Annotated in this window: 13 protein-coding genes and 1 pseudogene; 8 read left to right on the forward strand and 6 right to left on the reverse strand. The window is 73.2% G+C overall.

Going from position 1 to position 13,670, the window contains the following annotated elements; translation table 11 throughout:
• Positions 1 to 213: 213 nt before the first annotated feature.
• From QHG49_RS27480 to QHG49_RS27495, 4 genes are all read left to right on the forward strand, one after another.
• Entirely contained in the window at positions 214 to 1,113 is a 900-nt protein-coding gene (locus tag QHG49_RS27480) for a S1 family peptidase (protein WP_145483462.1), read from the forward strand.
• A gap of 353 nt (positions 1,114 to 1,466) precedes the next feature.
• The gene (locus QHG49_RS27485) at positions 1,467 to 2,549 is read left to right on the forward strand and encodes a S1 family peptidase (RefSeq protein WP_301491648.1); all 1,083 of its coding nucleotides are present in this window, start codon (positions 1,467 to 1,469) and stop codon (positions 2,547 to 2,549) included.
• Between the two features lie 251 nt (positions 2,550 to 2,800).
• Complete coding sequence (locus QHG49_RS27490; RefSeq protein WP_301491649.1) at positions 2,801 to 6,253, forward strand: DNA polymerase III subunit alpha; 3,453 nt, start codon at positions 2,801 to 2,803, stop codon at positions 6,251 to 6,253.
• Positions 6,250 to 7,278 (forward strand): ImpB/MucB/SamB family protein, encoded by a 1,029-nt coding sequence (locus QHG49_RS27495; RefSeq protein WP_301491650.1) that lies wholly within the window; start codon positions 6,250 to 6,252, stop codon positions 7,276 to 7,278. Before QHG49_RS27490 ends, QHG49_RS27495 begins: the two co-directional genes overlap by 4 nt.
• Here QHG49_RS27495 and QHG49_RS27500 read toward each other — a convergent pair.
• Positions 7,256 to 7,630 (reverse strand): cupin domain-containing protein, encoded by a 375-nt coding sequence (locus QHG49_RS27500; protein ID WP_301491651.1) that lies wholly within the window; start codon positions 7,628 to 7,630, stop codon positions 7,256 to 7,258. The two genes, QHG49_RS27495 and QHG49_RS27500, sit on opposite strands and share 23 nt — an antisense overlap.
• A 91-nt stretch (positions 7,631 to 7,721) precedes the next feature.
• Between QHG49_RS27500 and QHG49_RS27505 the strand changes: the two genes are divergently transcribed.
• Positions 7,722 to 8,168, forward strand: coding sequence for a MarR family winged helix-turn-helix transcriptional regulator (locus tag QHG49_RS27505; RefSeq protein WP_301491652.1), 447 nt, complete (start codon positions 7,722 to 7,724; stop codon positions 8,166 to 8,168).
• Between the two features lie 158 nt (positions 8,169 to 8,326).
• Positions 8,327 to 9,187 carry a triacylglycerol lipase gene (locus tag QHG49_RS27510; protein WP_145483477.1) on the forward strand — a complete coding sequence of 287 codons (861 nt, stop codon included), beginning with the start codon at positions 8,327 to 8,329 and terminating at the stop codon, positions 9,185 to 9,187.
• Between the two features lie 15 nt (positions 9,188 to 9,202).
• Here QHG49_RS27510 and QHG49_RS27515 read toward each other — a convergent pair whose 3' ends face one another.
• Positions 9,203 to 9,337 (reverse strand): hypothetical protein, encoded by a 135-nt coding sequence (locus QHG49_RS27515; RefSeq protein WP_145483480.1) that lies wholly within the window; start codon positions 9,335 to 9,337, stop codon positions 9,203 to 9,205.
• A 111-nt stretch (positions 9,338 to 9,448) separates the two neighbouring features.
• Here QHG49_RS27515 and QHG49_RS27520 point away from each other — a divergent pair.
• Positions 9,449 to 9,703, forward strand: a pseudogene (locus QHG49_RS27520) (class I SAM-dependent methyltransferase); the annotation flags it as partial.
• 89 nt (positions 9,704 to 9,792) lie between these two features.
• Here QHG49_RS27520 and QHG49_RS27525 read toward each other — a convergent pair.
• Together QHG49_RS27525 and QHG49_RS27530 are read right to left on the reverse strand one after the other, a co-directional pair.
• Positions 9,793 to 10,293 (reverse strand): DUF402 domain-containing protein, encoded by a 501-nt coding sequence (locus tag QHG49_RS27525; protein WP_301491653.1) that lies wholly within the window; start codon positions 10,291 to 10,293, stop codon positions 9,793 to 9,795.
• A complete protein-coding gene (locus tag QHG49_RS27530) occupies positions 10,274 to 11,203 on the reverse strand; it encodes a GNAT family N-acetyltransferase (RefSeq protein WP_301491654.1) in 930 nt (309 codons plus the stop codon). Before QHG49_RS27530 ends, QHG49_RS27525 begins: the two co-directional genes overlap by 20 nt.
• A 71-nt stretch (positions 11,204 to 11,274) precedes the next feature.
• On the opposite strand from QHG49_RS27530, the gene QHG49_RS27535 reads away from it, so the two are divergent.
• On the forward strand, positions 11,275 to 11,646 hold the full coding sequence (locus tag QHG49_RS27535) for a GntR family transcriptional regulator (protein ID WP_167532145.1): 372 nt from the start codon (positions 11,275 to 11,277) through the stop codon (positions 11,644 to 11,646).
• Positions 11,647 to 11,702: 56 nt separating this feature from the next.
• Here QHG49_RS27535 and QHG49_RS27540 read toward each other — a convergent pair whose 3' ends face one another.
• Positions 11,703 to 12,473 carry a DUF72 domain-containing protein gene (locus QHG49_RS27540; RefSeq protein ID WP_301491655.1) on the reverse strand — a complete coding sequence of 257 codons (771 nt, stop codon included), beginning with the start codon at positions 12,471 to 12,473 and terminating at the stop codon, positions 11,703 to 11,705.
• Between the two features lie 15 nt (positions 12,474 to 12,488).
• Positions 12,489 to 13,583 carry a DUF5925 domain-containing protein gene (locus QHG49_RS27545; protein WP_301491656.1) on the reverse strand — a complete coding sequence of 365 codons (1,095 nt, stop codon included), beginning with the start codon at positions 13,581 to 13,583 and terminating at the stop codon, positions 12,489 to 12,491.
• Positions 13,584 to 13,670: the final 87 nt, after the last annotated feature.

A 13,670-nucleotide genomic window follows, 5' to 3' on the forward strand; every position in this document is an offset into this window, starting at 1 on the left:
CGCCAACAGGAGTCGAAGCGACGGCCGTTGGGCAAAGGAGGGATAAAGTCCGACGGCCGAAAGGCACCCTTGTGCCTACCGGTCGGTCGGCCGAATACTCCCCCTCAGCGCTTGTCAGGGACATGAGAAACCGGAACCCGGTCACGGCCCTGACTGCGCCTCACGGGCCCCGACCCCACGCGGGCCCCCGACTCCCCTTGGAGGGAACGAAAAGTGAGGATCAAGCGCACCACCGCCCCGAGCGGCCCGGCGAGACGGACCCGGTTGATCGCCGTTGCCGCGGGCTTCCTGGCCGCAGCGGCGTTCGCCGCCCCCACGGCGAGCGCCAGCGACGCCCACCCCTTCAGCGCCGCCCAGCTCACCCGGGCGAGCGACTCGGTGATGAAGGCGGACGTCCCCGGCACCGCCTGGGCCGTCGACGCCAAGAACAACCATGTCGTCGTCACCGTCGACAACACGGTCTCCCAGGCCGGGATCGCCAGGATCAAGGAGCAGGCCGGCACCGACGCGGGCGCGCTCACCATCAAGCGCACGGCCGGCACGTTCAAGCCGCTGATCAGCGGCGGCGACGCCATCTACGGCGGCCAGTACCGTTGCTCGCTCGGCTTCAACGTGCACAGCGGCAGCACCTACTACTTCCTGACCGCCGGGCACTGCGGCCAGGCCGCCTCCACCTGGTACAGCAACTCCGGGCACACCACCACGCTGGGCACCAACGTGGGCTACAGCTTCCCGGGCAACGACTTCGCCCTGGTCAAGTACACCAACTCCGCGGTCGCGCACCCGAGCGCGGTCGGCAGCCAGACCATCTCCAGCGCGGCCACCCCGAGCGTGGGCCAGACCGTCTACCGGCGCGGCTCGACCACCGGTACGCACAGCGGCAAGGTCACCGCGCTCAACGCCACCGTCAACTACGGCAGCGACGGCATCGTCTCCGGCCTGATCCAGACCACGGTCTGCGCCGAGGGCGGCGACAGCGGCGGCCCGCTGTACAACGGGTCCGTCGCCTACGGCCTGACCTCCGGCGGCAGCGGCGACTGCACCTCCGGCGGTACGACCTTCTTCCAGCCGGTGACCGAGGCGCTGAGCTACTACGGCGTCACGCTCCCCTGAAGCGGCCCCGGCTTCGGCCGGGTCGCTGTGAGCCCCCGCACAGATGCGCCTGTGCGGGGGCTTCTTCATGTCCGGCTTGTGAAGGAAGGGCGACGGCGGCGAATGAAACAAGCCACGCCTCGTCGTCACGTTCCGATGAGCGCCACTCGCCCGTAGTGTTTGCGCCCCGGAATTTACTCGGTGGTGACGGTGGGTCACCTGTGAACGGGCGTGCGAGGGCCGTTCCCCGGTGCGTCCGGAACTCGGCCTTGTGGGTTCCCTGTGGGTTTCGGAAGAGTGAGCGCTCGTCAACCAGCCTTCCGGTCGTCGGATCCCCACAATCCGGCGGTCGTCCCCCCACAGGAGGACATGAGTTGAAGCACCGACGCATACCCAGGCGCCGGCTCGTGATGGCCGGCGCGGGTGTCGCCGCGCTGGCCGCAGCGGGTGTCACCTTGCAGAATGCGAACGCCAGTGAGCCCGCGAAGCCCGCTGTCCAGGCCCGGCCGCTGTCCGCTCCGGCGGCCGCGACGCTGGCCTCCGACCTGACCGCCCGTCTCGGCGCGGACACGGCGGGCAGCTACTACGACGCCAAGGCCAAGAGCCTCGTCGTGAACGTGCTCGACAAGACGGCCGCCAAGGCGGTCGAGGCCAAGGGTGCCAAGGCCAGAATCGTCACCCGCACCCTCGCCCAGCTCGACGGCGCCCGTGCGACGCTGAAGAAGGACGCGACCATCCCGGGCACGTCCTGGTCCGTCGACCCGGTGTCGAACAAGGTCGTCGTCACGGCCGACAAGTCCGTCACCGGCGCCCGGTGGGACAAGCTGAGCAAGGTGGTCGGCGGGCTCGGCGGCGCGGCCGAACTCAAGCGGTTCCAGGGCGAGTACAAGCCCTTCATCGCCGGCGGCGACGCCATCAACGGCTCCGGCGGCCGCTGCTCGCTCGGCTTCAACGTGGTCAAGGACGGGCAGCCGTACTTCCTGACCGCCGGGCACTGCACCGCGGACATCTCCAGCTGGTCGGACGCCGACGGCGACGCGATCGGGCAGAACGCGGAGTCGCACTTCCCGGGCACCGACTTCGGGCTGGTCAAGTACACCTCGGACGCCGCCCACCCGAGCGAGGTCGACCTCTACGACGGCTCGACCCAGAAGATCACCGGCGCCGCCGAGGCCACGGTGGGCATGAAGGTCACGCGCAGCGGGTCCACCACCCATGTGCACGACGGCACGGTCACCGGTCTGAACGCCACCGTGAACTACCAGGAGGGCTCGGTCAGCGGGCTGATCCAGACCGACGTCTGCGCCGAGCCCGGCGACAGCGGCGGCTCGCTGTTCTCCGGTGACAAGGCGATCGGCCTGACCTCCGGCGGCAGCGGCGACTGCGGCTCCGGCGGGGAGACCTTCTTCCAGCCGGTCACCGCCGCCCTCTCCGCCACGGGCACCACGATCGGCTGACCGCCGGGACACCACCACCTCGACGCCCGCCCCGAATGCCCGGGGCGGGCGTCGTGCTTTCGGCCATCGGGCACTCCCCGCTCATCCGCCGGTCACCCCCGGTGAAGCCCAGTGAAGAATCACTCACGTGTTCGAACAGCACTCGCCGACCAGCATGGATGAGGCTAGAGTGGCTGGCGGGTATTCGAACGAGCGTACGATGAACGTATCGGGCGTATGGCTGAAAAGGGGTGGAGTGAGGGAGGTGTGGCATGACGGGCTTCGCCCATCTGCATGTCGCGTCCGGTTACTCCGCCCGCTACGGCGCCGCCCACCCGGAACAGCTGGCCCGGCGCGCGGCCGAGCGGGGCATGACGGCGCTCGCGCTGACCGACCGGGACACGGTCACCGGCGCTGTTCGATTCGCACGGGCGTGTGCGAAGGAAGGGGTACGGCCGCTCTTCGGCGTCGATCTCGCGGTGGAGGCCCTCGCCCCGCCGCCCCCCGCCCGGAGCCGCCGCACCCCGGCGCGCGGCGGTGCCCATGTGGTCGAGCCGCCGCTGCGCGTCGTCCTGCTCGCCCGGAACCGGGAGGGCTGGGCGCGGCTGTGCCGGATCACCTCGGCCGCCCACGCGGACGCCCTCGGCGGCCGGCCGCCCATGGTGCCGTGGTCGGCGCTGCGGGAGCACGGCGGCCCCGGGCTGCTGGCCCTGCTCGGCCCCCTGTCGGAGCCGGCGCGGGCGCTGTCGGTGGGCCGGGAGGACGCCGCGGTACGGCTGCTGGCGCCATGGCGGGAGGTCTTCGGGCGGGAGGTCCGGCTGGAGACCGTCGCGCAGAAACGTTCCGGCACGGGTCCCGGATCCCTCCGCCTCGCCGCTCGCACCCTGGCGCTGGCCGACCGCACCGGCACCACCGCCGTCCTCACCAACGCCGTCCGCTACGCCGACCCCGGCCAGCACCGCCTCGCCGACGTCCTGGACGCGGCCCGGCTGCTGCGCCCGGTCGACCGGCGCCGCCTGGACAGCGGGCAGCGCTGGCTCAAGGACGAGCGGGCGATGACGGTCCTCGCGCGCATGATCGCCGAGTGCGCCGGAGCCGACGAGCGGCGGGCCCGCCGGCTGCTCGCGGACACCGCCGCCACGGCCGCCGGGTGCGCCCTCGACCCCCGTGCCGGTCTCGGCCTCGGCACCCACCGCTTCCCCGAGCCCGCGCTCTTCGGCGCCGACCCCGGGGCGGCCGGTGCCGCCCGGCTGCTGCGCCGGCGCTGCGCGGAGGGCCTGGCCCGCCGGGGCCTCGACCGCGACCCGGTGGCGCTCGCCCGCCTCGACGAGGAACTGGCCGTGATCTCCCGGCTGCGCTACGACTCGTACTTCCTCGCCGTCGGCCAGGTCGTCGCCGACATCCGCGCCAAGGGCATCCGGGTCGCGGCCCGCGGCTCGGGCGCCGGCTCGCTGGTCTGCCACGCGCTGGGCATCGCCACCGCCAACCCGCTCGAACACCGCCTGCTGTTCGAACGGTTCCTCAGCGACCGCCGGGTCTCGCTGCCCGACATCGACATCGACGTGGAGTCCGCGCGCCGGCTGGAGGGCTACGACACGATCTTCGAGCGGTTCGGCAAGGAGCGGGTCGCGGTCACCGCGATGCCCGAGACCTACCGGGCGCGCCGGGCCCTGCGCGACACCGGCCTCGCCCTCGGCATCGCGCCCGCGGAGGTCGACCGGATCGCCAAGAGCTTCCCGCACCTGCGCGCCTCGGACATCACCGGCGCCCTCGCGGAACTGCCCGAACTGCGCCAACTCGCGGCCGAGGCGGGCCGGTTCGGGCCGCTGTGGGAGCTGGCCGAGGGGCTCGACTCGCTGGTCCACGGCATGGCCATGCACCCCTGCGGCGTGGTCATCAGCGACGCGACCCTGCTGGACCGGCTGCCGGTGCAGCCCACCCCGCAGGGCGACTACCCGATGGCCATGGCCGCGAAGGAGGAGATCGAGGCGCTCGGCAACATCAAGCTCGACGTCCTGGGCGTGCGGATGCAGTCCGCGATGGCCCACGCGGTCGCGGAGCTCGAACGGACCACCGGCGACCGCGTCGACCTGGACGACCCCGGACAGGTGCCGCTGGACGACGTGTTCGCGTTCAAGCTCATCCAGGAGAGCCAGACCCTCGGCCTGTTCCAGCTGGAATCGCCCGGCCAGCAGGACCTGCTGTCCCGGCTCCGGCCGCGCAACCAGCAGGACGTCATCGCCGACATCAGCCTCTTCCGCCCGGGACCGGTCGCGGGCGGCATGCCCGAGCGGTACATCGCCGCCCGCCACGGCGGCACACCGCGGTACGCCCACCCGGACCTGGAGCCGGTGCTCGCCGACACCTACGGCGTGACCATCTGGCACGAGCAGGTCATCGAGACGCTGGTGGTGCTGACCGGCTGCGACCCGGCCTTCGCGGAGATCACCCGGCGGGCGCTCGGCGACAAGGAGCGGCTGCCCGAGATCAGGGACTGGTTCCACCGGCTCTCCCGCGCCCGAGGCTACGACGCGGCGGTGCGGGAGGAGGTCTGGCGGACGATCGAGGCCTTCGGGGCGTACGGCTTCTGCCGGGCGCACGCGGTCGCCTTCGCCGTACCGGCCCTGCAGAGCGCCTGGCTCAAGGCGCACCATCCGGCCTTCCTGCTGGCCGGGCTGCTCGAACACGACCCCGGGATGTGGCCCAAGCGGGTGCTGGTCGCCGACGCGCGCCGGCGCGGGGTGCCGGTGCTGCCCGTCGACGTCAACCGGTCCGCGACCCGGCACACCGTGGAGAAGACCGACGAGGACCGGTGGGGGGTGCGCCTCGCGCTGTCCGCCGTGCACGGCATCGGCGAGCAGGAGTGCGCGCGGATCGAGGCGGGGCAGCCGTACGGATCGCTGTCCGACTTCTGGCAGCGGGCCCGGCCCAGCCGGCCGGTCGCCGAACGCCTCGCGGAGATCGGGGCGTTGGGCGCCCTGCACGACGGCCGACTCACCCGGCGCGATCTGCTGCTCCAGCTCGCCGAACTGCACCGGGCCGCCCGCAACCGGTCCGCGGGCACCGGCCAACTGCCCCTGATCGCGGGGGCCGTCGGCGGGTCCGAGCCGAGCGGGCTGCCGGAGCTGACCGGACGCGAGGCGCTCGGCGCCGAGTTGAACACCCTCGGCATCGACGTCTCCAAGCACCTGATGGAGTACCACCACCGGCTGCTGCGGGAGATCGGCGCGACCGACGCGGCGCATCTGTCCGGGCTGCGCGCCGGGCGGCAGGTGCTGGTCGCGGGTGTCCGGGCCTCGACGCAGACCCCGCCGATCGCGAGCGGCAAGCGGATCATCTTCGTCACCCTGGAGGACGGCTCCGGCCTGGTCGACCTGGCCTTCTTCGAGGACTCCCACCCGGCCTGCGCGTACACCGTCTTCCACAGCGGGCTGCTGCTGGTGCGCGGCACGGTGCAGGTGCGCGGCACCCGCCGTACCGTCGTCGGCACCATGGCCTGGGACCTCGACCGGATCGCCGCCGCCCGCCGCGACCACGGTCCCGAGGCCGCGCTCGCCCTCCTCGGCGAGCGCCACCCGCATCCGACCCCCGCCCAGCCGGGGCGCACCCTGGCCAACGGCACCACCGGCGCCCGTCTGCACCCGTACGCCGATCTGCTGCCCGCCGGCAGCCGCTCGGCCGACCTGAAGAAGTTCGGTTACACCAGTCCGGGGAGCGCGGGATGAGCATCCGTCAGCGGCACATCGCCCATCTGTATCTGCACGGCTCGCTGAACGAGGAGCAGTACGGCCATGTAATCGAACTGGTGTCCGGCATCACGCCCCATGTGCAGGAGATGCCGCCCGACGCCGTACAGCTGGACCTGACCTCGGCGCTCCGGTACTTCGGGCTGTCCCCCTACGACGTGGTCCAGATGACGATGATGCGCCTGAAGGCCCTCTACGGCATCGACGGCAGCGCGGGACTCGCGGGCAACCGGATGCTCGCGGCGATGGCGGCCGACGCGTCCGCGCCGGGGGAGACCACCTGGGTGCCCGCCGAGCGGGCCGCCGCATGGCTGCGCCCCCGGCCGGTCACCGCGCTGCCGGGGATCGGCCGCGCCACCGCGGCGACGCTCGGCCGGTACGGGCTGCACAGCGTCGGCCAGCTCGCCGACCTGTCCCCGGCCACCCTGCAACGCCTGCTCGGCGCGGGCACCGCCCGGCTGCTGGCCGAACGCGCCCGCGGCCACGACCCGCGCCCGGTCGTGCCCCGGGAACCGGCGGACCGGCTGATCGCCGACCTCGTGCTGGAGCGGGACTGCCTCGACCCGGCGGAGCGGCACCGGTCCGTGCTCGGGCTCGCCGACCGGATCGGCCAACTCCTGCGCGGCGAGCGGCGGGTGGCGGGCCGGGTCACCCTCACCGTGCGCTACGCCGACCGCAGCTCCAGCACCCGGGCGCACACCCTGCCGGAGGCCACCGACCATTCGCCCGCCCTCGCGGCGGCGGCCCTCGGTCTGCTGTCCTCCCTCGGCCTGCAACGGGCCCGGGTGCGCGCCTTCACGCTCCGCGCCGACCGGCTCCGCCCGGCCGCCGACGCCTTCCACCAGCTCTCCCTCGACCCCGGCGACACCCGCGCCCGTGCCGCCGAGGCCGCCGCCGACCGCGCCCGCCGGCGCTTCGGGCCGGACGCGGTACGGCCCGCCGCGACGGCGCGCCTTCCTCGTGACTCCCGTGCCGGCGGGGTCAGTTGGCCCATGGCGGGGTGAGCCGGCTGCCGTCCGCCAGTTCGGCCGTGAGCCCGACGGAGGTGGTGACCCAGGAGATCGCGGTGTGGTCGGTCGGGTTCTCCACGCCCAGCGCGGACCCGGCGTTGACGATCACCGTGTCGCCCGCGCGCACCCGCTCGGTGCGCCCGTCGAGCGTGATCAGCAGCTCGCCGACGAGCAGATGGAAGATCTCCTCGTGGCTGACGGTGTGCACCGGGGCCCGGGTGCCGGCCGGGATCTCCCCGCGCCAGGCGCACAGTTCCGCGCTGCCGGTGAGCGGGGCGGCGTAGGAGATGAAACGGGCGCCGTGGATCTCGTGGGTCACGGCGTCGGACGAGCGGACGATGGGCATGGCCGGGTTCTCCGTTCGAGTAACTGGTCAAGCAGGTTGACTATATGGTCAGGCTACTTGACCAATACGTCAAGGGTGTTTCAATGCCCTCGTGCAGAACTCCGACGCCATGGCCCTGTCCGCCACCCTGCTCGCCGCGGCGGGCGGGCTCACCCAGTGCATCCATGAGGGGGTCGTGGCGCGCGGCTTCACCGACCTGCGGCCCGCGCACGGATTCGCCTTCGTGCGGCTCGCGCCGGACGGGGCCACCGTCACCGAGCTCGCCGCGCACCTCGGGGTGACCAAGCAGGCGGCGAGCCAGCTGGTGGACGAGGTGGTGCGCCGGGGGTACGCCGAGCGGCGGCCGCACCCGGGGGACGCGCGGGCGCGGCTGATCGTGCTGACCGAGCGCGGCCGGGCCTGCACCCGGGCGGCGGAGGAGGCGGCGGCCGAGGTGGTCGGCGAGTGGCGCGAGCTGCTGGGCGAGGCGGAAGTGCGGGCGCTGTGGGGGAGTCTGGCCAGGGTCGCGCCCCACGGGCCGGTGCGGCCCCTGTGGTGACGGCGCGTCAACGAGGTGGCTGAGGCGGGAAGTTTTACTTACACGTAACTTCCCTCGGAGGCTACCCGCCCGTAACTTGACGAATGAACAGCATCCTCGTGATCCGGATCACAGGGCCAGTCCGCCGTATCCCCCTTGAGCCGCAAGGAGATCACCCGATGCTGCCCTGGAAGCGAGTGCTCAGACCCCTCACCGCGCTGCTGCTGTCCGCCGCCGCGGTCACCCTGCCCGCCACGGCCGCGCACGCCGACACCGTCACCCGCACCGGCTGGAACGACTACTCCTGCAAGCCGTCCGCCGCCCACCCCCGCCCCGTCGTGCTGGTCCACGGGACCCTCGGCAACTCGGTCGACAACTGGCTCGGCCTCGCCCCCTACCTGGAGGCCCGCGGGTACTGCGTCTTCTCCCTGGACTACGGCCAACTCCCCGGCGTCCCCGTGTTCTTCGGGCTCGGCCACATCGACCAGTCGGCCGCGCAGCTCGCCACCTTCGTGGACCAGGTGCGCTCCGCCACCGGCGCCGCCAAGGTCGACCTGGTCGGGCACTCCCAGGGCGGCATGATGCCCCGCTACTACCTGAAGTTCCTCGGCGGCGCGGACAAGGTCAACGCGCTCGTCGGCATCGCCCCCGACAACCACGGCGCCACCATCAGCGGCCTGACCAAGCTGCTGCCGTACTTCCCCGGCGCCACGGACCTGGTCAAGGCCACCACCCCCGGCCTCGCCGACCAGATACCCGGCTCCGCCTTCCTCACCAAGCTCAACGCGGGCGGCGACACCGTGCCCGGGGTGCACTACACGGTCATCGCGACCCAGTACGACGAGGTCGCCACCCCCTGGCGCAGCCAGTACCTCAGCGGCTCCGACGTGCACAACGTCCTGCTCCAGGACCTGTGCCCGCTGGACCTCTCCGAGCATGTGCTGGCCGGCCTGAGCGACCGCATCGTCTTCCACGAGGCCGCCAACGCCCTCGACCCGGCGCACGCGAGCACCACCACCTGCGCCTCCGCCCTCAGCTGACGGCCGGGCGCCGGGTCAGCCGTCGGGCCACCAGGTGCGCGCGATGTCCTTGCGCACCTCGGGGCGCCCCGCCGGACGCTCCTCCGCCTCCTCGCGGACCCGGCGGACGTCCGTCCTCTTCAGCGGCTTCTGCACGGATGTACGGCGCATGGCTGCCTCCTTCGGCGCCTACCCGGTTCCGCGTGGCGGCGGAGGTAGACGTGTGGGGTGAGAGTTCCTCATTCGTGCGGGACTGTCAGTGGCGTGTGTCACTTTGCGGCCATGACCGTTGAGCGTGAGCACAGGGATACGACTGCCCAGCCGCCGCACTGGGACGCGCAGGCCGCCGGATTCGACGACGAACCGGCCCACGGCCCGCGCGATCCCACCGCACGGACCGCCTGGTCGGCCCGCCTCGCCCCCTGGCTGCCCGGGCACCCAGCCGAGGTGCTCGACCTCGGCTGCGGCACCGGCGGCCTGTCGCTGCTCGCCGCCGAGCAGGGGCACCGGGTGACGGCCGGGGCGGGCGTGGAGCGGCTGTCCGGTGACGCCGTGTTGTGGGGAAAGGAGGTGACGGACGAGCGGTACGCGGTGGTGGCGGGCGTCTGAGCCGTGCCCGACGGGGGTCAGGCCAGCAGGTCGCCGAAACCGTCCGCGCGGGCCAGCCGCTCCAGCTCGTCGAGGGCGGCCACGGCGGCCGTCGCGGCCCCCGGATCCCGCTCGGCCAGCCCGCTCGCGGCGAACTCGTCCTCGTCCAGGCGGCGCACGTCCCCGCCGTCGGCCGACCGCCACAGGTCCAGGTCGAGGTCCCCCACCACCAGTTCCGCCCCGGTGCGGACCGCGGGCCGGGTGATGTCGCAGTACCAGCCCTTGACGCGGCCGTCCGCGGCGCGGACCTCCTTCACCGCGTACCACCGGTCCCGCCAGTAGTACTCGGTGAACACATCGCCCGGCTCGAAGCGCACGAACCCGAAGTCACGGGTGCCGTCGCCCGCCCAGGGCGCCCGGACCACGACCCGGGTGCCGTCGTCCCCGAGCAGCCCCGCCGGGTAACGGATCTTCGTACGGCCGCCCTTGACCAGGCTGACGGTCAGATCGGTCGTCGGCTCAGCCGAGTTCACGGACATGACGGACCTCCGCCGCACAGATCTCGTAGCCGAGCCACTTGTTGACCGCGATCATCGGATCGTTGCCGGCGTCGTTGCCCGTGAACGCGTCGGTGACACCGGCGGCGCGGGCCCGGTGCAGCGAGTGCAGCTTGGCGAGCTTGGCCAGGCCGCGCCCGCGGTGGGCGCGGGCGGTGCCGGTCATCGAGGTGGAGTACCGGCCGCCGCCGTCGGTGCAGGCGGCGGTGAAGGCGACCGGGCGGCCGTCGACACACGCGGCCATGGTCAGCTCGCGGTTCAGCAGCGGGTCATGCCAGGTGCTGGTCAGCCAGTCGTCGTAGTCCGGCGCCTCGAAGCCGACATCGCCCGGCTCGTCCTGGAGGGTCTCCGCGTCCAGCTCGAACAGCGGGCGCGGGTCGTCCGCGAACTCCGCGGCCGAGCGCAGCTCGACGCCCGGCGGGGCGGGCGTCAGCGGCGGAAGCCCGCCACCGGCCAGGTCCAGCCGGAGGAAGTACGCGGACCTGCTGGCCCGGTAGCCGTGCCGCTCGGCGAAGGCGCGGTCGGCCGGCTCGTCCAGGACCCAGCTGAACACCTTGGTCGCGCCCAGCGAGGCGAGATACTCCTCGGCCGTGCGCAGCAGCAGCGTGCCCGCGCCGCGCCCCGCCCGGTCCGGCCGGACGTGGATGTTCAGCAGGCCCTGACCCGGCTCGCCGCTGTCGTGTGCCAGCAGGACCTGGGCGGCGCCGACGATCTCGCCGCCCTCCTCCGCGACCAGCGGGCGGTAGCGGGCGTCGGGATGGGTGTGCAGCGCGCTGTGCCGGACCGATTCCGGGGTGGACAGGATGTACGGCAGGGCGAGCCGGCGCACCCGGGCGAAGCCCTCCGTGTCGGCCGGTACCTCGGGGCGCACATCGCGGACGATCAATGTCATGTGGAGGGACCGTACGGGGAGTTGCCCCGGGGGTGCCCCTCATTTTTCGGCGGGTGCGTCAGAATCGGGCTGTGAGCCTGAAGATCCGCATCGATGACAGCGCGCCCCCCTACGAGCAGGTGCGGGCGCAGATTTCCGAGCAGGCACGGTCCGGGGTGCTGCCCGTGGGGTACCGGCTGCCGACCGTGCGGGGGCTGGCCGAGTCCCTGGGGCTCGCGGTGAACACGGTGGCCAAGGCGTACCGGGCGCTGGAGGGCGACGGGGTGATCGAGACGCGGGGACGCCTCGGCACGTATGTGGCCGCCGCCGGCTCGGCCGCGGAACGTGAGGCGTCGGTGGCGGCGCAGGCGTATGCCGACCGGGTGCGGAGGCTGGGGCTGGGGGAGGAGGCGGCGCTGGCGGCGGTACGGGACGCCCTGCGGGCGGCTTACGGGGGCAGCTGAGGCGGGGCCGGGGTGTCGGGGGTGGGCCGAGAAGGGCTCGGCACCGCCGGGACGCGTCAGCGCTGACCCGCCGGTTCCGGGAATCGCGTCACCGTCAGGCCCGCCCGCCGCACCGCCCTCGCGAAGGTCACCGCGTCCGCCACCGCCGCTCCGCCCGGGTCGTTGTTGAAGTAGGCGTGGACGGGCTCGTCGTCGGGGAAGGCCGTGGCGATGCGGTCCACCCAGGTCTCCAGGGCGCGGTGGCCGTAGTGGGGCCAGGGGTGGGCGCGGCCCTGGTGGAAGCGGACGTAGCCCCAGCCGGTGGTGCGCCACAGCGGGGTGACCGGGCGGGACAGCACATCGGCCCAGCACAGGGCCGCGCCCCGGGAGACGAGGACCTCCCGCACCTCGGGCGTCCACCAGGAGTCGTGCCGGGGCTCCACCGCGACCCTCGTACCGGCCGGGAAGCAGGCCAGACAGGCGTCCAGCAGGGCCGGGTCGGCGCGCAGCGTGGGCGGGAGCTGGAGCAGGACCGGACCGAGCCGGTCGCGGAGGCCCGCCGCGTGGGTCATCAGCCGGTCCACCGGCTCGGCGGGGTCCTTCAGCCGCCTGATGTGGGTCAGATAGCGGCTGGCCTTGACCGCGACCACGAAATCCGGTGGCACCCGCGAGCGCCAGACGGCGAAATTGTCGTACGACGGCAGCCGGTAGAACGCGTTGTTGATCTCCACCGTGGCGAACAGCCGGGTGTACTCCTCCAGCCACAGCCGCGCCGGGACCCCGGCCGGATAGACGAGGTCCCGCCAGTCCTTGTACTGCCACCCGGAGGTGCCGACCAGCAAGGTCACCTCCTCATGAAAGCACTACAGGTACAGCCCCGCGTCCGCGCCGTTGCGCGCCCCCGGCACCGATGTCGGGGTGGTGCCCCGGCGCAGCGCGTACAGCTCGGCCAGGGTGGCGCCCTCGCGGCCGACGCCCTCCTCCGTGCCGAGCCAGTGCACCGCCTCGTCGCGGGTGAGCGGGCCCACCTCGATGCGGGCCAGGCAGCGGCCGGGGCGGACCACGGCGGGGTGCAGGCGCTCCAGGTCCTCGTTCGTGGTGACGCCCACCAGGACGTTGCGGCCCTGGCCGAGCAGGCCGTCGGTGAGGTTCAGCAGCCGGGACAGCGCCTGGCCCGCGGTGTGCCGGGCCTCGCCGCGGATCAGCTCGTCGCAGTCCTCCAGGAGCAGCAGCCGCCAGCGGCCCTTGCCCGCGCCGTCCTCCTCGCCGATCGCGATGTCCATCAGATAGCCGACGTCGGAGAAGAGCCGCTCGGGATCGAGGACGCAGTCCACCTGGCACCAGTCCCGCCAGGAGCGGGCCAGGGTGCGCAGCGCCGAGGTCTTGCCGGTGCCCGGCGGGCCGTGCAGCAGCAGGAGGCGGCCCGCGATGTCCTCCGGGGTGGTCTTCATCAGCCGGTCCATCGCCTCGGCGACCGGCGCGGTGTAGTTGGCGCGGACCTCCGACCAGGTGCCGGCCGAGATCTGCCGGGTGGTGCGGTGCGGACCGCGGCGCGGGGACACGTACCAGAACCCCATCGTCACGTTCTCCGGCTGGGGTTCGGGCTCGTCGGCAGCGCCGTCCGTGGCCCGGTCGAGGATCTCCTGGGCCAGTTCGGCGCTGGTCGCGGTCACGGTGACATCCGCGCCCCGGCTCCAGCGGGAGACCAGCAGCGTCCAGCCGTCGCCCTCGGCGAGGGTGGCGCTGCGGTCGTCGTCCCGGGCGACCCGGAGCACCTGGGCGCCCTCGGGCAGCAGGGTCGCGCCGGAGCGCACGCGGTCGATGTTCACCGCGTGCGAGTACGGCTGCTCGCCCGTCGCGAAACGGCCGAGGAACAGCGCGTCGACGACGTCGGACGGCGAGTCGGAATCGTCGACGTGGAGCCGGATCGGCAGAGCGTCGTGCGGGTTCGCAGGCATGCCGCCATGATCCGTCACCGATGCCCTCCGCGCACGGCATTTCCACCGCTTGTTCCGGGTGTCCCGGGGGCGCCCCGGGTCTGCCCA

The organism is Streptomyces sp. WP-1 (assembly GCF_030450125.1).
GTDB classification, from domain to species: domain Bacteria; phylum Actinomycetota; class Actinomycetes; order Streptomycetales; family Streptomycetaceae; genus Streptomyces; species Streptomyces incarnatus.